This is a genomic window from Terriglobia bacterium, from assembly GCA_020073205.1.
In the GTDB taxonomy this organism is placed as follows: domain Bacteria; phylum Acidobacteriota; class Polarisedimenticolia; order Polarisedimenticolales; family JAIQFR01; genus JAIQFR01.
The window spans coordinates 34,081-50,909 of the sequence record JAIQFR010000010.1 but is presented as its reverse complement, the minus strand read 5'-3'; the positions used below and the strand labels follow the sequence as shown (position 1 = coordinate 50,909).

At 71.4% G+C, this 16,829-nt stretch carries 15 protein-coding genes; 4 read left to right on the top strand and 11 right to left on the bottom strand.

Going from position 1 to position 16,829, the window contains the following annotated elements; genetic code table 11:
• Positions 1-4 precede the first annotated feature (4 nt).
• Positions 5-202 carry a hypothetical protein gene (locus LAO51_03675; GenBank protein ID MBZ5637838.1) on the top strand — a complete coding sequence of 66 codons (198 nt, stop codon included), beginning with the start codon at positions 5-7 and terminating at the stop codon, positions 200-202.
• On the opposite strand, the gene LAO51_03670 is transcribed toward LAO51_03675, so the two are convergent.
• The 5 genes from LAO51_03670 to LAO51_03650 form a co-directional block, all read right to left on the bottom strand.
• Positions 199-3,309 (bottom strand): sialidase, encoded by a 3,111-nt coding sequence (locus tag LAO51_03670; GenBank protein MBZ5637837.1) that lies wholly within the window; start codon positions 3,307-3,309, stop codon positions 199-201. The two genes, LAO51_03675 and LAO51_03670, sit on opposite strands and share 4 nt — an antisense overlap.
• A 13-nt stretch (positions 3,310-3,322) precedes the next feature.
• On the bottom strand, positions 3,323-4,075 hold the full coding sequence (locus tag LAO51_03665; protein MBZ5637836.1) for a hypothetical protein: 753 nt from the start codon (positions 4,073-4,075) through the stop codon (positions 3,323-3,325).
• 136 nt (positions 4,076-4,211) lie between these two features.
• Positions 4,212-5,813, bottom strand: coding sequence for a hypothetical protein (locus tag LAO51_03660; protein MBZ5637835.1), 1,602 nt, complete (start codon positions 5,811-5,813; stop codon positions 4,212-4,214).
• A complete protein-coding gene (locus tag LAO51_03655) occupies positions 5,810-6,703 on the bottom strand; it encodes an ABC transporter ATP-binding protein (protein ID MBZ5637834.1) in 894 nt (297 codons plus the stop codon). The genes LAO51_03660 and LAO51_03655 overlap by 4 nt, the downstream gene beginning before the upstream one ends.
• Before the next feature lie 73 nt (positions 6,704-6,776).
• Entirely contained in the window at positions 6,777-7,457 is a 681-nt protein-coding gene (locus LAO51_03650) for a response regulator transcription factor (GenBank protein ID MBZ5637833.1), read from the bottom strand.
• A gap of 250 nt (positions 7,458-7,707) precedes the next feature.
• Here LAO51_03650 and LAO51_03645 point away from each other — a divergent pair, with 250 nt between their 5' ends.
• Complete coding sequence (locus LAO51_03645; GenBank protein ID MBZ5637832.1) at positions 7,708-7,905, top strand: hypothetical protein; 198 nt, start codon at positions 7,708-7,710, stop codon at positions 7,903-7,905.
• 86 nt (positions 7,906-7,991) lie between these two features.
• On the opposite strand, the gene LAO51_03640 is transcribed toward LAO51_03645, so the two are convergent.
• Both LAO51_03640 and LAO51_03635 read right to left on the bottom strand, forming a co-directional pair.
• Complete coding sequence (locus LAO51_03640) at positions 7,992-9,077, bottom strand: cysteine synthase family protein (GenBank protein MBZ5637831.1); 1,086 nt, start codon at positions 9,075-9,077, stop codon at positions 7,992-7,994.
• A 203-nt stretch (positions 9,078-9,280) separates the two neighbouring features.
• Positions 9,281-9,454 (bottom strand): hypothetical protein, encoded by a 174-nt coding sequence (locus LAO51_03635; GenBank protein ID MBZ5637830.1) that lies wholly within the window; start codon positions 9,452-9,454, stop codon positions 9,281-9,283.
• Positions 9,455-9,576: 122 nt separating this feature from the next.
• Between LAO51_03635 and LAO51_03630 the strand changes: the two genes are divergently transcribed.
• On the top strand, positions 9,577-10,764 hold the full coding sequence (locus LAO51_03630) for a c-type cytochrome (protein MBZ5637829.1): 1,188 nt from the start codon (positions 9,577-9,579) through the stop codon (positions 10,762-10,764).
• Between the two features lie 24 nt (positions 10,765-10,788).
• On the opposite strand, the gene LAO51_03625 is transcribed toward LAO51_03630, so the two are convergent.
• Complete coding sequence (locus tag LAO51_03625) at positions 10,789-12,348, bottom strand: hypothetical protein (GenBank protein ID MBZ5637828.1); 1,560 nt, start codon at positions 12,346-12,348, stop codon at positions 10,789-10,791.
• 166 nt (positions 12,349-12,514) lie between these two features.
• Here LAO51_03625 and LAO51_03620 point away from each other — a divergent pair, with 166 nt between their 5' ends.
• Positions 12,515-13,537, top strand: a complete 1,023-nt coding sequence (locus LAO51_03620) for a transglutaminase domain-containing protein (GenBank protein ID MBZ5637827.1) — start codon at positions 12,515-12,517, stop codon at positions 13,535-13,537.
• Here the strand turns inward: LAO51_03620 and LAO51_03615 are convergent.
• Genes LAO51_03615 through egtD form a run of 3 tightly spaced genes read right to left on the bottom strand, consistent with a single transcriptional unit; the run spans position 13,509 to position 16,796 of the window.
• Positions 13,509-15,053, bottom strand: coding sequence for an ABC transporter permease/substrate-binding protein (locus LAO51_03615; protein MBZ5637826.1), 1,545 nt, complete (start codon positions 15,051-15,053; stop codon positions 13,509-13,511). The two genes, LAO51_03620 and LAO51_03615, sit on opposite strands and share 29 nt — an antisense overlap.
• On the bottom strand, positions 15,046-15,813 hold the full coding sequence (locus tag LAO51_03610) for an ATP-binding cassette domain-containing protein (protein MBZ5637825.1): 768 nt from the start codon (positions 15,811-15,813) through the stop codon (positions 15,046-15,048). The genes LAO51_03615 and LAO51_03610 overlap by 8 nt, the downstream gene beginning before the upstream one ends.
• On the bottom strand, positions 15,810-16,796 hold the full coding sequence (egtD, locus tag LAO51_03605; protein ID MBZ5637824.1) for an L-histidine N(alpha)-methyltransferase: 987 nt from the start codon (positions 16,794-16,796) through the stop codon (positions 15,810-15,812). Before egtD ends, LAO51_03610 begins: the two co-directional genes overlap by 4 nt.
• Positions 16,797-16,829: the final 33 nt, after the last annotated feature.

Here is a 16,829-nt window from a genome sequence, read left to right as displayed (position 1 = left end):
GGTCATGAAGACCTTGGTGGTCCTGGTGATCCTGGCGTCCATGCTCGCCGGAGGTGTCGCGCTGGTGTCCTCCGGCGGCCCGGCCCCGCTGAGCAACGGCAAGAACCACCGCTGCGAATTCAAGTGCGGGTTGAGTTATTGCCTCGTGGACCTGACGCCGAAGAACAAGAACGACTGCCACTTCATCTGCGAGCCGTGCTAGCGCTCGGCTTGAGGAACGACGATCGGGGTCAGGCCTCGCGCCTTCAGCGCGTCGTTCATGCTCGAGAGATCCTTCACCGACAGCTCGTCGAACGCCCGCTCGACGTCCTTGAGCTCGCGCTCGAGCGCCGCGGTCCGGTCGATCAGGTAGGCGGCGGGACGTCCCTCGTAGGAAAGTAGCGCGCCGTACACCGACTCGACGTGCTCGCGCAGCCGCTCTTCGCCGGTGATCGCGCCACCCTCCTTGGTGGCGACGATCTTCCGCCGGAGCGCGTCGGCCGCGCCCGAGAGCGATTCCAGCGAGCGGCGGAGTCCATCGTCCTTCGGAAGCGGGCGAGCGCGCCCCGCCGCCCCGTCGCGGACCGCGACGATGCGGTCGTTGAGATCGCTCATGCGGCCGAACAGGGCGTGGACCCGCATCGCGGCGTCGAAGTTCGCCTTCCGGTCGTCCTGATCGAAGGTGGCCCGGCGGTCCAGGCCGATCTTGAGCGGGGTCTCGAGGACCTCTGCGCCCTTGGAGAGCCGGACCGTGTACGTGCCCGGCACCACGCGCGGGCCGCGCGTCGCGGTGTTGGCAACCTGGGCGGCGGGCGGCACACGGGGCGGCTTGACGCGCATGTCCCAGGTCACCCGGTTCAGGCCGCGGTGCGTGGAGGCGGCCGGGGCCGCCACGACCTTCCCGTCGTGGTCGAGGATCTCGAGCCGGATCGGCCCGAACAGGTGACGAGTGCGGAGGTAGTAGGTGATCTCCGCCGAGGTCGGCGCGCTCTCCCCCACGAACGTCGCGTCGCCGTCCGACCAACCTCCCGAGGCCTGCACGCGCTGCTGGACCGGGCGCGCGTCGACGAACGCCGCGTCCTTCTCCAGCGTCCCGGGGGTCAGCGCACGCAGCGGCGTGATGTCGTCCACGATCCAGATCCCCCGTCCGTGGGTGGCGATCACGAGGTCCGCGTCGCGCTCGTCCACCGTCAGATCGCGCACCGCGACGGTGGGAAAGCCCCCGCCCTTGAACGCCGCCCAGTGGCCCCCCCCGTCGTTGGAAACGTAGAGGCCGAACTCCGTGCCGAGGAACAGCAGGGCCGGCGACACCGGGTCCTCCCGGATCACGTGGACGTAGCCGCGCACCCCCTGCTCCGGCGACACGATCCGGCGCCAGGTCAGGCCGAAGTCGCGGGTCACGTACGCGTACGGGGTCATGTCCCCGAACGTGTGGCGGTCGATCGCGGCGTAGGCCGTAGCGGAGTCGTGCCGGCTCGCCTCGATCCACGAGACCCAGGAGCCGGGGGGCAAGCCCTCGATGCGCGGCGCCTGGTTGCTCCAGTGCCCCCCGCCGTCGCGCGTCAGCTGGACGTTCCCGTCGTCGGTGCCGACCCAGATGACCCCGCGATCGCGCGGCGACTCGCTGATCGTGTAGATCGTGGTGTGCGTCTCCGCGGCCGAGTTGTCCACCGTGACCCCGCCCGACTCCTCCTGCTTCTGCTTCGCCGGATCGTCGGTGGTCAGGTCGTGGGAGATGCGCTCCCAGTTCGCCCCATGGTCCCGCGTGCGGAACAGGAACTGCGCCCCGATGTAGAGGGTCCCCTTGTCGTTCGGGCTCAGGTGGATCGGCGTGTTCCAGTTCCAGCGGAGCTTCTCCCCGTACCCCGCGGTGGGCTGGATCGGGCGGGACTCGTGGGTCGATCGCCGGATCCTTCCGATCTCTCCGCCCTGGGATTCGGCGTAGACGTAGTCGGAATCCGCCGGATCGGGGAACATGAAGAACCCGTCCCCCCCGTTCAGGTTCTCCCACCGGGAGTTCGACACCCCGCCGGGATACGACGAGTCGCCGACCCACGCGCTGTTGTCCTGGAGGCCGCCGTACACCCGGTACGGATCCTGATCGTCGACGCTGACGTGGTAGAACTGCGACACGGGGAGGTTCATCGCCATGCTCCACCGGTTGCCGCCGTCGTAGGAGATGCCGAGGCCTCCGTCCGTGCCCGCCACCACGTGGCTCGGGTTCGTGGGATCGATCCATGCGACGTGCCAGTCGCTGTGCATGCCCCCGCCGGAGGCGGCGAAGGTCTTCCCCCCGTCCAGGCTGACGACGAGCCCGAGATCGGGCTTGAACACCTTGTCCGGGTTCTTCGGATCGACGATCAGGTTGGCGAAGTAGAACGGGCGCCATACGACGTTCTGGCTCCGGTCCCGCGCCGACCAGGTCGCCCCGCCGTCGTCGGACCGGTACAGGCCCGCCGCCGCGCACTCGACGACGGCGTAGACGATTTTCGGGTCCGACGGGGCCACGCTGACCGCGATCCGGCCGAACGGCTTCGCCGGAAACCCGCGGCTCGCCGAGCCCGAGATCTCGGTCCAGCTCGTCCCCCCGTCGGTGGACTTGTAGAGACCGCTCCCGCTGGGCGCCGACGGGGACTCGCCGCCCGACCGGAAGGTCCATCCCTTGCGCCTGAAATCCCACATCGCCGCGTAGAGCGTGTCCGGGCTCGCGGGATCGAGCGCGAGCGACGAGCAGCCGGTGGACGGATTAGACCCGCGGAGCGCGAGCGACCAGGTCTTGCCGCCGTCGGTCGTCTTGTAGAGCCCGCGATCCGTCGAATCGCTCCAGAGCTTCCCCGGGACGCAGGCGTACACCGTGTCGCCGTGACGCGGATCGACGGCCACGGCGGCGATCCGCTCGGACGCCTCGAGGCCCATGCGGGTCCACGTCTCGCCGCCGTCCGTGGACTTGTAGATCCCGTCGCCGAGCGAGACCGAGTTGCGCGTCCACGACTCGCCGGTCCCGACCCAGACCACCTTGGGGTCGCCCGGGTCGACCGCGATGGCGCCGATCGATTGCACCGGCTCCCGGTCGAACACCGGCTTGAACGTCGTGCCGAAGTCCAGGGAGCGCCACACCCCTCCGCTCGCGGCGCCGACGAACAGCGTCACCTTCCCGCCGACGACGACGCCGGTCACCGCGGAGATGCGCCCGCTCATCGCGGCGGAGCCGATGTTGCGCGCCCCGAGGCCGGAGATCGTCGCGGAGTCGAACTGTGGAGGCGGCAACGCGGGCGACGCGGTGCCGGCGGCGGCCGCGGCGAGGGCCACGAGCAGCAGTGGGTTCCGCATGGCCGCTCCTCCCCTACCGGCCCGCGGCCGGAGCGCCGGCCGGGAAGCCGAAGATCGCGTCGTCGAGGGCCACGTTCGCCTCGGCCTTGGTGATGCGGATCCTCTGGCCTCTTTCCGGCTGGTCCCTGGGGCGGCTCTCGATGGAGAACGGGAAGTAGACGCCGCCGACCCGCTCGTACTCGCCGAAGTCGGTCTGGGTCTCGACCTCGGCTCCCCGGACCTTGCGCTGTGAAACCCGCCGGATCTCGAGGAAGTAGTCGGGATCGAGATAGACGTAGTCGACGTCGCCCGTGGGCCGGCTCACCCTGAGCTTCAGCGCCTCGGTCCCGTCCACGTCCTCCGTACCCAAGGCGTCGACGCGGTTGCCCTTCGCCGCGGCGTCCACCAGCGGCCCGTCCAGGTCGGCGTCGTACGCCATCTCCTTGAGCGCGTCGGCCGAGAGCCGCTCCGGCTCCCTGCGTCCGCGGAACGGCTGGATCGTCCAGCCGTCCTTGCCGTCGTAGGCGCGGATCATCGTCAGGCCCTGCATCGTGGTCTCGGTGCGCATCGCGCCCGGGCGTTTCTTGAGCTCGAGGAACGTCGTCTCGAAGCCGCCGCCGGACCGGGCGCGGGTCCCCTCGACCCTGAGGGAGCGGATGGCCCGGAGCTTTTCCATGCCGCCGCGCGCCTCGACGTGCTTGGCGACGAGTTCGTCCGCGGTCATCGCGTGGGCGAGGCCGGCGGCGAGGGCGACCGCCGCGACGATTTCGAGACGGGAGATCCGCATGAGATCCTCCTGGGTCGGACCGCCGCCGGGACGGATCGCGGCTCCGTGACGCGGGCGGTCGCCTCAAGAGGATAACCGGGTCCGGGACCGCCGGCACGCGAGGCGCCCGCCGGGATCCGTCGCGCCGACTCCGCGACTAGCCGTCCCGTCCCCGGATCTGTCGGCGGCGGCCGAGGTACGCCGCAATCACGAGCGAGCCGGCCGCGAGGGAGACCGCGCCCGCGTCCCGCCAGGCGTGAGCGCCGCCGCCGCTGCAGGTGAAGTCGAGCCCCGGCGCGTGATTCATCGGCCCCACGTAGCAGAGCGCGGTGAAGAGCGCCTCGAACGGCCGCCCGCTTCGACTCCAGGCTCCGAGCGCCAGCGCCAGCGACGGAACGAACGCGGCGCCCGCCGCCCAGCCCGCCAGTCCCGCGACCTGACCGGCGAGGAGCAGGCGCACCGCCGACCCGACGCCCGTGAGAACCGCGAGGGCGAGCCCCGCGACCCAGACGGCGGGGAGCTGGCGCCGGAGCATCCCGGAGCAGGAGAAGAGCACCGGCCCGGTGCCGAATCGGTTCTCGCGGGAGCCCATCGCGGACCATGCGAGAATCGGCCAGAGCCAGGACGCCCCCAGAAGGACGCCTCGGTCGATCCCGGGCGGCGCCGAGAGCTGCGCGGCCACGAGGCCCGCCGCGACGGCGTACCACCACCAGCGAAAGCCGTGAAGGGCGAGGAGGACCTCCGCCCGGACGATCCGCGCGATGCCCGGGGAGCCGCGTCCCGAGCGGAGCGGCGTCAGATGGGCCGGCTCCCCCAGGGCGCGCTCCAAGGGGACCTCCGTGCCGCGCACGGCGGCGGCGCGCCGCGGCCGGCGCCATCCCCGCCGGGTCCTGGGCGAGGACGCCGCCCTCGCGTCGAATCGGTCGAAGACCAAGGCGGCGCCGAGCGCGATCGCGACGGCGATCGCCAGCCAGGCGAGACGGAGCCCCACCAGCTCGCGGGTCCAGGTCACCCCTCCCCAGCGCAGCGCGGAGGCGACCTCGATGGGATCGGTCGAGATCCTGAGGGAGAGGCCCCCCCGGTACCCCGGGATGGCCGCACGCGCCGCGGGCGTCAGCGAGTTCATCACGGCCACGAGGCCCATGGGATCGTACCCCTCTCGCCTCGCCGCGAACGACGACGCCATCACCCCGGTCCAGCCGAACAGGAACCACACGACGTTCCCCACGCCGCCGCGAAGGACCGGGAGGGTCTCGAACAGGAGGGCGAGGGCCGCGGTGAGCGCCATCGCGGGCAGGGCCAGCAGGAGGAAGGGGGAGAGAAGGGCCCACGGGTCGTGCTCCGGGGTCTCGCCGATGCGGAGCTGCATGAAGATCGCGGCCAGCGCCAGCACGGCGACCATCGCGGACAGGACCGCGAAGTTGCTCAGGAGCTTCCCCGCCATGTACGTGGAGCTCCGGAGCGGCGAGGCCGCGAGGATCTGTCCCACCCCGGTCACCCGGTCGCGCTCGACCCCGTTCTTCACGACGTAGAAGCCGACGAGGGAGACGAAGGCCGTCGTGACCAGCGTCATCATGGTTCCGATCCAGGCCGGGGTGTAGACGCCGCGGTAGTCGTCCAGGCGGAGCGCGATCTTCCCCACCGCCGCGAAGTATCCGAGGAGCACCGCGAAGAGCAGCGTCAGGAGGAAGCTGTACCGGCGGACGCGCTCGAGGAAATCCGCCCGGGCCGTCGCCCAGATCGCGCGCATCCCGCTCACGCCGCGGCCCCGGCCGCGCCGCCGCGGCGCGAGGCGAGGACGGAGAGATAGGCATCCTCGAGGGACGGCTCGAGCGGGCGCGCCGACGGGTCCGGCGGCGAGGCGGACACGACGCGGGCATGCACCCCGTCGGCGCGGTTCGCGATGGCGCTCACGAGGTGGCTGCCGCGGAGCGCTGCCAGCTCCGCGCTGGGGACCACCACCTCCCACACGCGGCCGGCCACCGACCGGAGGAGCGCCTCCGGCGCGCCGTGGGCCAGGAGCTCGCCGCGATCGAGGATGGCGATCTTCGTCGCGGCCGCCTCGACGTCCGAGACGATGTGCGTGGAGAGGAGGACGATCCGCTCGCCCGACAGCTCGGAGAGCAGGTTGCGGAAGCGGACCCGCTCCTCCGGGTCGAGGCCCGCCGTGGGCTCGTCCACGATCAGGACCTCAGGGTCGTTCAGGAGGGCCTGGGCGATCCCGACGCGCTGCCGCATCCCGCCGGAGTAGCCGCCCAGGGGCCGCCGGGCCGCGCTGGTGAGATTGACCAGCACCAGCAGCTCCTCGATGCGCCTCCGCGCCGCGGCCGCCCCGATCCCCTTGACCGCCGCAAGGTAGTCGAGGAACTCCACGGCGCTGAGGTTGGGATAGACGCCGAAGTCCTGCGGCAGGTACCCCAGGACCGTGCGGAGGCGATCCGGCTCGCGGACGACGTCGACGCCGTTCCAGGCGACCCGGCCCGCGGTCGGCCGCGTGACCGTGGCCAGGATCCGCATGAGCGTCGACTTCCCCGCCCCGTTGGGGCCCAGGAGTCCGAACACGCCGGCTCCCAAGGACATCCGCACACCGCGGAGCGCCTCGACGCGCCCGCGGTAGACCTTGCTCACGTCTTCGAGGACGAGCTGCATCGTCGATGGGCCTCCGAGGCGGGATCGCCGCCGGAGATGGTACGCGACGGGCGCGCCGGAGGTTCGCTACCGGTCAGACGAGTCCGCTCTTCATCGCGCGGAGGATCGCCTCGGTCACGCTGTGGACGCGCAGCTTCCGGTAGAGCCGCCTGACGTAGCTTCGCACCGAGTCGATGGAGATCTCGAGGTCGGCGGCGACCTGCTTGTAGGAGAGCCCCCGGGCGAGTCCCCGGATCACCGCCAGCTCGCGGTCGCTCAGCTCGACGGGCGGGACCGCCGCGAGGCTCGGCTCGACGCGCTCGCTGAAGCGCCGCAGCAGGCCGACGACGGTCCGCGCCACGCCCGGAGTGAGCGGCGAGCCGCCGGCCGCGACCAGCCGGAGCTGCTCGATGATCTCCCCCGGCCCCGCGGTCTTGAGCAGGTACCCGTCGGCCCCGGCACAGATCGCTTCCAGGATCTTCACCGACTCCTCGAAGACGGTGAGGATGACGACGCCCACTTCCGGGAGGATCCGCTTGAGCTCCCTCGTGGCTTCGATGCCGTTCATCCCCGGCATCTCGATGTCCATCACGGCGATGTCCCAACGGCCTTCGCCGGCGCTCTCTGCGGCGGCCCGCGCCGCCTCCAGCAGGCCCGCCGGCTGCGGGAACACGCCGGCGATCTCGACGTCCGGCTCCGCGGACAGGAGCGTCTCGAGACCCTCGCGGTAGAGGCGGTCGTCCTCGGTGATCACCACGCGAAGCGCTTCGCTCATGACCTCTCAGTCATCCCACGGGATCGGCCGAACGTCCTGTCGCATGAACATGCCTGCCCGGAAAATCCGTCTCACGCGTCTACGCCGATGAGGAGATTCTAGACGAGCCCGACCGCCGTCGCCGACGATGGTGAATTAGGTCATGGAATCCCCATGCCCCGCCGTTTGACGCCGCCGGGCCACCACCGTACTTTCGCTCGAGCGTGCCGGGGGGCTCTCGTACCCACCCGGCGGAAGGAGGAGAGACGGTATGAGAAGACGAGCCTTCGGGGCTGCACTGTTGCTGGCGATGGCCCTGGGCACCCTGGCCCTGTTGATCCCGCCGCCCAAGGCCTACGCCTGCCTGTTCTGCACTCCCATCTACGGCTGTCCGCCCTGCTACAAGCTGGTGTCCGGGTCCTGTTTCAGGTGCCCGAGCTGCGCTCCGATCCCCGGCTGCAAGACGTAGGACGGCACGGTCCCGTCAGGGGCGGTCCCGGCCCGGCGTTGCCGTGCCGGGGCCGTCGTCAAGGTGGGAATTCGGGGGTCGCCGGATTACGGGGACCCTCGCCGCGGGCGGGGACAGCTCGGGAGCGGCTCCCAGTCTGCGACGAAACCGGCGGGCGGCGTCTCGGCGCACTCGGCGGGGTCGCAGCAGGTGTTGCAGACCCGCTTGAACGCCTCGTAGCGCCTCAGGGTCACGCGAGGGGACAGGAAGCCGTCGCGCTCCGGCTCCTTCTCGAGCAGGGCCGTGCTGAGGTACTTCTTGTTGTCGTCGGGAAAGACGGTCACGACCACCGAGTCGGGCCCGAGCTGGCTCTGAACTTCCAGCGCCCCGATGAAGTTGGCCCCCGAGGAGATGCCGACGCCGAGGCCGAGCTCGCGCGCGAGCCGCTGCGCCATCAGGATCGCGTCGCCGTCGTCGACGCTCACCACCCGATCGAGCCGGGCGAGGTCCACGATCGGCGGGATGAACTCGTCGGAGATCCCCTGGATCCGGTGCTTCCCGACCTTGCAGCCCGTGGAGAGGGTCGGCGAGTTGGCGGGCTCGATCGGATGCAGCTTGATGCCGGGAGCCTTCCCGCGCAGGAACCGGCCGACCCCCATCACCGTTCCGCCGGTGCCGACGCCGGCGACGAACGCGTCGGGCCGCCGGTAGTGGAACTGCATCTGCCACCAGATCTCCGGGCCGGTGCTCGTCGCGTGGGCGTCCACGTTGTCGTCGTTCGAGAACTGCCGGGGGAGGAACGTTCCGGGATGGCGCGCCGCCGACTCCTGGGCCAGGCGGATGCATCCCAGGAAGCCGCCCTGCTCCTTGCTGACCAGGACGATCTCGGCCCCCAGGCTGCGGATGAGCGCGACCCGCTCCTGGCTCATCCAGTCGGGCATGAAGATCGTCACCGGGTGGCCGATCGCCCGCCCGATGGCGGCGAACGAGATCCCGGTGTTGCCGCTGGTGGCCTCGACGATCGGGCAGTCCGGGGCTAGGACGCCGCGCTCGTACCCCTGGCGCAGGATGTGGAGCGCCATCCGGTCCTTGATGCTCCCCGTGAGGTTGAGGTACTCCGCCTTCGCGTAGATCACGCGCTCCTTGCCGGCGTACGTGACCTCGATGGCGAGCAGCGGGGTGTTGCCGACCAGGTGGGAGATGCCGGAGAAGCGCCGGACGATCTCGGCCGAGGCGGGAACCGGGATGGAGTCGATGGGCGCGGACCTCCCTCTCCGGCGTGGAGTATAGCAAACGGCGGCCGGCCCGACGGTACCGCCTCGCGGGACCTCGCCTCCGTCCGCGGTCGCGGACGGAAGCGAGATCCCCGACGGAAGACGCCAGCTGACGGTCGCTGCTATGGGAAGCAGACGCAGAAGGCGTTGTTGGGGCAACACCAACTGCCTGTGGGACAGGTGATCAGGTGCGATCCCCTGGGGCACTTGGTCTCGGCGGCCACCCTCGTGGTGAGAGCCGAGGTCCCGACGACGGCTGCCAGGACGAACATCAGGACGGCGAGCTTCTTGCGCATGCGAGGTCCTCCTCGTTCGGTTGCGATTGTCGATCGGTCTTCTTTACCGCTCTGCCGACCGATTGACAAACGACGAGCCGCGGTCGTGTAGAATCGAGGTTCCCCGTTGGAGGACCTCCTCGATGACCACGAGCCGTCTAGCCCGTCTCGTCCCCGTCCTGATGGCGGCCCTCGGGGCCGGCGCCATCGTCGCGGTCCTCGCGGCGGCGGCGGAGTCCCCGCGCTCCCAGGCCCCCCAGGCCCCGGTTCCCGCCCCTCCCGGCGGGGCGCCGCCGCGCACGGGACCGCCGCCCAGGCCTCCCACCCACGAGGAGAAGGCCGAGGCGTACTTCAAGAACATCCAGGTCCTCAAGGGGTACCCTGCGGACGAGGTGGTCCCGACGATGCAGTTCATCGCGGCGTCCCTCGGCGTGGAATGCGAGTTTTGCCACGTGGAGCGCGCCAACGAGAAGGACGACAAGAAGGAGAAGCTGACCGCGCGGAAGATGATCTCGATGACGCAGGCGATCAACCGGGACAGCTTCGAAGGGAAGCGCGAGGTCACCTGCAACTCCTGCCACCGCGGCGAGTCGAAACCGGTGGCGATACCGGCCGTCTTCGACCCGAACCTGCCGAGGGAGCCCGAGGAGGGCTCGCCCGAGGCGAAGGCCCCCGAGCTCCCGGCCGCCGGCGCGGTCCTCGACAGGTACCTGGCGGCCGTCGGCGGAGGCGAGGCGCTCGAGAAGATCACGAGCCGCGTCCAGAAGGGAAGGATGTCCGGGTTCGGCCCGGCCGAGATGCCCATCGAGGTGTACGCCCAGGCCCCCGACAAGAGGATCTCCATCGTGCACACGCCGAGGGGCGACAGCCTCACCGCCTTCGACGGCAAGGCGGGTTGGCTCGGGAACAGCGGCCGCCCGGCGCGCGACATGTCGGCCGCCGAGAGCGAGGCGGCGCGTCTCGACGCGGACATGCGCCTCCCGTCCCACCTCAAGGCGATGTTCAAGGAGTTCAAGGTCGTGCGGCCCGAGAAGATCGAGGGCCGCGACGCCAACCACGTGATCGCGATGAACGAGGGGCGGCCTCCCGTCGACCTCTGGTTCGACGCTGAGTCGGGGCTCCTCGTGCGGATGATGCGGTACTCCGAGACGATCCTCGGCCGCAGCCCGACCCGGATCGACTACGCGGACTACCGGGACGCCGACGGGGTCAAGATTCCGTACAGGTGGGCGATCTCGCGCCCCTCGGGCCGGTTCGAGATCCGGGTGGACGACGTCCAGCAGAACGTGCCGATCGAGGGCTCCCGGTTCGAGAAGCCGGCGTCGTCCTGACCCCGACCGTTCCACTCCGTCGGCTCACCTGAGCCCGGCGAGGAATCGCTCGAAGCGCGGCGCGCGCCGCATCGCGCGCACGTACTCGATCTCGCGCCGGGCCTCCTTGGCCTTCAGTACGGCGGCGAGGCGCTTGCGATCCTCGACCGGCCACCGGGCCAGATCGGGAACGAGCGCGGCGACCGGGGTCATGCGCAGCGCTTCCGCCCTGGCCTGCGGGATGCCCAGGAGACCGCCGACCTTCCGGGCCAACGCCGCCAACGCGCGCCCGCGATCCCCCGCGAAGCGACGCTCGATCATCCGTGTCACCGCCAGGCCCACGCGCTTCACCTCGACCTCGCGGAACCGCTCGGCGGGCGTGCCGTCGAGGGACAGCAGAAGATCGCTCCGCGCGAGCCGCCTCAGCGTCGCCGGGCCGGACCGCGTCCCCGGCCGCCTTCGGAGCCGGGCCGCCTCGGCCTCGGCCTCGGCGCGCACCGCGGCGTCCACCGGACGGAAGCCCAGCTTGTAGTAGAACCAGAAGGAGCCGGCCTCGATCCCCTCGGGGTTCCTGAACCCGAGCTGGTAGCGGCGCATCACCAGCTTCCGCTGCCCGAAGTGGTGGTGGAACAGCGCCGCGAACCCCACGAACGCGTGGGGCGACTCGCCGGCGCGGTAGGTCGGGAAGATGTTGATCGCGATGTCCGCCCGGTCGAAGAGCAGCGCCGCGTACCCGTAGCCGACCGGGACTCCGTTCTTCACCAGGAGCGCGCCGTAGTCCGCCTCCAGCGTGAGCCGGAGCGGACGCCAGAGGCCGATGACGTAGATCTCGAGGCCGCGCCCCGCGTCGAAGCGGTAGACCTCTTCGGGGTTGCCGTGCACGATCACGTGGAACTCGCGCTCGCGCTGGCTGAGCGCTGCGCGCGCCGCGTCGATGATCCTGAGGGCTCGCGCGGGGGCGAGCCGCGTGAGCGGGCGGGCGGGTTGCCGCACCGCGGCGGCGAAGTCGTCCGGCCGCTCCCGGATCAGGGCGCGATGGTAGAAGACTCGCCGCACGGGAAGCCTCGCGTGCGTGACGCTGTCGCGGCAGCCCGCGAGGTCCCACACGAGCGGCAGGTTGGCGGACTCGTAGAGGTGCGACGCCAGCGGCTCCCCGAGCGGTCGGCGGGCGAGCGCGTCCAGGATCCAGCGCAGCGCGGTCTTCCGGCTCCCCCGCCGCGCGCGCTCGACCCAGTCCCAGGAAGGAACGTCGTCGTCGTCGAGCCCCTCGCTCTCGGCCCATGCGGTGCAGAGCGAGAGCATCGCGGCCAGGTCGTCCCAGCGATGGCGCTTGTAGGCCGCCCAGTCGATCTCCACCGCGGGCCCATAGCGCGCGGCCAGCCAGCGGGCCATCCGGTGGTTGTAAGGGTAGCGGTAGACCGACCCCGCGATGCCGGTGTTCTCGAGCTCGTCGCGAAACGGACGCGCGCGCCGCTCGAATCCCTGAAGCTCGCGGAGGGCGCGCTCGAGCTCGGCCGCATTCCGCGGGAACGCCCGCGTGAAGCAGAGCTGCTCGTGGCGCGCCAGGAGCGCCTCGCCGCGAGCGGTGTCGCGTGAGGGGTGCATCCGTCGGGTGACTCCGCGTGATGCCAGGGAAGGACCGTCCCCGGGGCCCCAGCATACCCCGAGACCCGCTGTGAGCTTTCGCGCGCCGGCCGGGACGGCCGGTTTGAGCGCCCGCAGCTTCCGTGCTAGAAACGAGTGTTCGCTCGATCGACGGAGGGGAAAGCGCATGGCTCATCCGCGGCGGTGGGTTCTCGTCTCTCTCGGCGCGGCGCTCTTCGCCGCGCTCGCTCTCGCGGCGGCCTCGGACCGGCCCGCGGAGCGTAGCTTCCACTTCACCTACACGGCGGCGCTCAACGACATCCCGGAGGGCGCGAAGAAGGTCGCGGTCTGGCTCCCCTACCCCGGGAGCGACGCCCACCAGGAGATCTCCCACATCAGCGTGCGCTGCCCGTACCCGACCCGGGTCACGAAAGACCCGGAATACGGCAACACGACCCTCTACGTCGAGGTCGATCACCCCGCGAAGCCCTCGTTCGAGATCGACGTCTCGTTCGACGTGACGCGCAGGGAATACGTCCGGCGGGACTTCGACAAGGCCGGGAAGAGCGGCCCGTCCGCGAAGGAGGTCCCCTCTCGGTACCTGGCGGCCGACCGCCTGGTCCCCTTGAACGAGAGGATCCACGGTCTCGCGTCCGAGATCACCGCGGGGAAGACGTCCGACCTCGAGAAGGCGCGCGCGATCTACGACTACGTGGTCGCCAACATGAGGTACGACAAGTCGGGCACCGGCTGGGGGAACGGCGACATCCTCTGGGCCTGCGACGCCAAGCGCGGCAACTGCACCGACTTCCACGCCCTGTTCATCGGCCTCTGCCGCGCGGTGGGCATTCCCGCGCGCTTCTCCATCGGCTTCCCGCTTCCCGAAAAGCGCGGCGAGGGGGAGATCCCGGGCTACCACTGCTGGGCGGAGTTCTTCCTGAGCGGGTACGGCTGGGTCCCGGTGGACGCCTCGGAGGCCGCCAAGCGTCCCGACAAGAAGGAGTACTTCTTCGGCGCGCACGACGAGAACCGGGTTCAGCTGAGCACCGGCCGGGACATCGTCCTCGACCCGAGGGAGGCCGGTCCTCCGCTCAACTACTTCGTCTACCCGTACGCCGAGGTGGACGGCGCGCCGTTCAAGGAGATCGGGAGGAAGTTCACGTTCCAGGATCGCGCGGCGGTCAAGGCGGCGGCGGAATCGCGGTCGTAGGCCGCGACGCAGGCGGCCCGAGGAATTCCGCCGCGACCGCCTTGGGACTGCGCCCCGCCTCGTCCACCTCGCGGTTGAGCCCGCGCATGCGGGCCACGTCGATCGTCCCGTCGAGCGACGACAGCGCCGCGACCGCGTCGGGCCGGCGACGGGCGAAGGATCGGCTCGCCAGGACCACCGCGTCGTACGGCGGGATCGCCCCGCGGTCGTCCTCGAGCGTGACCAGGTCGTACGCCGCGATCCGGCCGTCCGACGAGTAGGCGGTGATCACGTCCACCTGGCCGGCCGCGATCGCCGCGTACATCAGAGAGGGGTCCATGCTGCGCCGCTCCGCGAAGTCGATCCCGTAGGTCCGGCGCACCGAGGCCCACTCGCCGCGCCCCCAGATCTCGTAGTCCCCCGCGGCCCTGAGCCGCCGCGCGAAGGGGACGAGGCCGCTCAGCGTGCGGACGCCGAGCGCGTCGGCCCGCTCGCGGCGCAGCGCGAACGCGTAGGTGTTCTCGAAGCCGAGCCTCGCGATGAGCCTCATGCCGTGGGTCTCCGCGAGCCAGAGGCGGACTTCGTCGAGCAGCGCGCCGCGGCCGGGTCCCGCCCCGGGCCGCTTCATCAGGGTCGCCCAGATCGTCCCCGTGTAGTCCACGTAGGCGTCGATCTCGCCCCGCGCGAGGGCGTCGAAGGCCACCGCCGAGCCAAGCGAGGAGACGACCTCCGCCGGCGAACCGGTGGCGCCACGCACCTTCGCGGCGAGGATTTCCGCGAGCACGGCCTGCTCGGTGAACGGCTTGGCGCCGATGCGCACGGGGCGCTCAGCCGGCCCGGCGCCCGGCAGGGCCGCCACCGCCCACGCCAGAAGGCCGAGGAGGCCCGCGCCGCCCACCCGCTTGAGCCACGGGCGACGCTCCCCGTAGCCGCGGGCGACGGCCAGCACGAGGCCGTCGAGGACGAGCGCGAGCGCGGCGGCCGAGACGCAGCCGACCAGGACGGCGTCCAGGTTCCGGGTCTGCAGGCCGCCGAAGATGTAGTTGCCGAGGCTGGGGGCCCCCACCGGCGTCGAGAGGGTCGCCATCCCGACGGTCCAGACCGTCGCCGTTCGCACGCCCGCCAGGATCACGGGAAGGGCGAGCGGCAGCTCGACGAGGCGCAGCTGCTGGCCCGGCGTCATGCCCACGCCCCGAGCGGCCTCGATCATGGCGGGGTCGAGGCCGGCGAGCCCGGTCACCGTGTTGCGCAGGATGGGAAGGAGGCTGTAGAGGACGAGACCGAGCAGCGCCGGGAGCCAGCCGATCCCGGGCAGGCCGAGGGCGGCGAGGAGCGGCACCATCACGGCGAGCAGCGCCAGCGCCGGGATGGTCTGGACGAGCGCGGCAGCGGCGAGGACCGGCGCCTCGAGCCGCTTCACGCGGGTCACCAGGATGCCGGCGGGGACCGCGATCGCCGTCCCCGCGAGGAGCGCTGCGAGGACGAGCTGCACGTGCGCCGTCAGCAGCGACGGGAGCAGCGCGAGCTGCTCACCCATTCGCCGGCCCCTGAAGGAGCGCGTCGATCGCCCGCGCCTGGCGGCGCGGCGTCTCGAGGAGCTGCGCGACGCGCTCGTCCGCCGGAGCGCGCGAGAGCTCGGAGGGCGTCCCCACCTGCAGGAGGCGGCCGGCGTGCATCACGCCGACGCGGTCGGCGAGCATCAGCGCCTCGGCCATGTCGTGCGTGACGAACACCGCGGTCGGCCGCACCCTGAGGCGCAGCGCCATGAACGATCGCTGGACGTGGTCGCGGGTGATCGGATCGAGCGCCCCGAACGGCTCGTCCAGCAGCATCACCTTCGGGGAGGCCGCGAGGGCGCGCGCGACGCCCACGCGCTGCAGCTGCCCGCCGGACAGCTCGGAGGTCCTCCGGCTCCCGAGCGCCGGGTCCAGCTCGACGAGCTCCAGGAGCTCGGCGACCCTGGCCGCGATCCGGCCGGCCTCCCAGTGGGCCAGGCGCAGGGGAACGGCGACGTTCTCGCCGACGGTCAGGTGCGGGAACAGCCCGACCCCCTGGAAGACGTAGCCGATCCGCCGGCGCAGGACGTGGGGCTCGAGCCGGGTCACGTCCTCCCCGTCCACCCGCACGCGTCCCGCGCTGGGCTCGACGAGCCGGTTGATCATCTTGAGCGTCGTGGTCTTCCCGGAGCCCGAGCGCCCCACGAGCGCCAGCATCTCCCCCGCCGGTACGACGAAGGACACGTCGTCCACGGCGGCGCCGCCCGGATAGCGCTTGCTCAGCCCCAGGACCTCGATCATGCCGCGCGCCGCAGCAGCACGGAGGCGAACAGCCCGTCGGGGTCGGTGGTCCAGCGCTCGATCCCGAGCCCGGTGCCGGGGAGGCGCGCCTCGAACGACTCCCGCGTGTACTTGCAGGACAGCTCGGTGCGAATCTCCTCCCCGGCCCGGAGCAGAAGCTCGATCGACGCGCCGGGCAGGCGCACGCGCATGTCGCGGGTGGCCCTGAGGCGCATCTCGATCCAGGCGCGCTCGCGGTCGTAGAAGGCGACGTGCTCGAACGCCTCGGGGACGAAGTCGGCCGAGAGGCCGGCGTTGACGACGCGGAGGATGTTGCGATTGAACTCCGCGGTGACTCCGGCCGAGTCGTTGTACGCGGCCTCGAGCCTCCCCTCGTCCTTGACGAGGTCGATCCCCAGGAGGAAGCCGTCGCCCGGCTCGAGCTGGCGCGCCAGCGCCGAGAGGAACCCCGGCACCTCGTCGGGATGCAGGTTGCCGATGGTGCCGGCGAGGAACAGGACGAGCCGCCCCCCGCCGGGACCGAGCGACGCGAGGTCCAGGACGAAATCGCCGACGATCCCCCTCGCCTCGAGGGCCGGGTAGTCGGAGGTCAGGCCCGCGATCGACCGCTCCAGCACGCTCTCGCTGATGTCCAGCAGCACGCAGCGCTCGAGGAACCCCCGCGACCGCATCGCGTCGAGGAAGAGGCGCGTCTTGACCCCGAGACCGGAGCCCAGCTCCGCCAGCTCGCGAGGCGCGACGAGCGAGACCACCTCGTGAGCCACCGACCGCAGGATCGCCTCCTCGGTCCGATACGGGTAGTACTCCGGAAGCCGGGTGATCGCGTCGAACAGCTCGCCCCCTCTCCGGTCGTAGAAGTACTTGCACGGCAGCGTGGGGAGCGGGCGCGCGGAGAGGCCCGCCCGGACCTCGGCCGCCATGCGATCACGCGCGGCGCCGGCAGCGAGGGACCGGGCGACGCTGGGTCGAGGCGGGAGCCGCATCTTCCGATTCTACCCGAGAGCCGCGGCGCCGCG

Coding starts and splice junctions, on each gene's coding strand:
- LAO51_03675 (MBZ5637838.1), top strand. CDS start 5: ATGAAGACCTTGGTGGTCCTGGTGATCCTGGCGTCCATGCTCGCCGGA.
- LAO51_03670 (MBZ5637837.1), bottom strand. CDS start 3,309: ATGCGGAACCCACTGCTGCTCGTGGCCCTCGCCGCGGCCGCCGCCGGC.
- LAO51_03665 (MBZ5637836.1), bottom strand. CDS start 4,075: ATGCGGATCTCCCGTCTCGAAATCGTCGCGGCGGTCGCCCTCGCCGCC.
- LAO51_03655 (MBZ5637834.1), bottom strand. CDS start 6,703: ATGCAGCTCGTCCTCGAAGACGTGAGCAAGGTCTACCGCGGGCGCGTC.
- LAO51_03650 (MBZ5637833.1), bottom strand. CDS start 7,457: ATGAGCGAAGCGCTTCGCGTGGTGATCACCGAGGACGACCGCCTCTAC.
- LAO51_03645 (MBZ5637832.1), top strand. CDS start 7,708: ATGAGAAGACGAGCCTTCGGGGCTGCACTGTTGCTGGCGATGGCCCTG.
- LAO51_03635 (MBZ5637830.1), bottom strand. CDS start 9,454: ATGCGCAAGAAGCTCGCCGTCCTGATGTTCGTCCTGGCAGCCGTCGTC.
- LAO51_03630 (MBZ5637829.1), top strand. CDS start 9,577: ATGACCACGAGCCGTCTAGCCCGTCTCGTCCCCGTCCTGATGGCGGCC.
- LAO51_03625 (MBZ5637828.1), bottom strand. CDS start 12,348: ATGCACCCCTCACGCGACACCGCTCGCGGCGAGGCGCTCCTGGCGCGC.
- LAO51_03620 (MBZ5637827.1), top strand. CDS start 12,515: ATGGCTCATCCGCGGCGGTGGGTTCTCGTCTCTCTCGGCGCGGCGCTC.
- LAO51_03615 (MBZ5637826.1), bottom strand. CDS start 15,053: ATGGGTGAGCAGCTCGCGCTGCTCCCGTCGCTGCTGACGGCGCACGTG.
- LAO51_03610 (MBZ5637825.1), bottom strand. CDS start 15,813: ATGATCGAGGTCCTGGGGCTGAGCAAGCGCTATCCGGGCGGCGCCGCC.
- egtD (MBZ5637824.1), bottom strand. CDS start 16,796: ATGCGGCTCCCGCCTCGACCCAGCGTCGCCCGGTCCCTCGCTGCCGGC.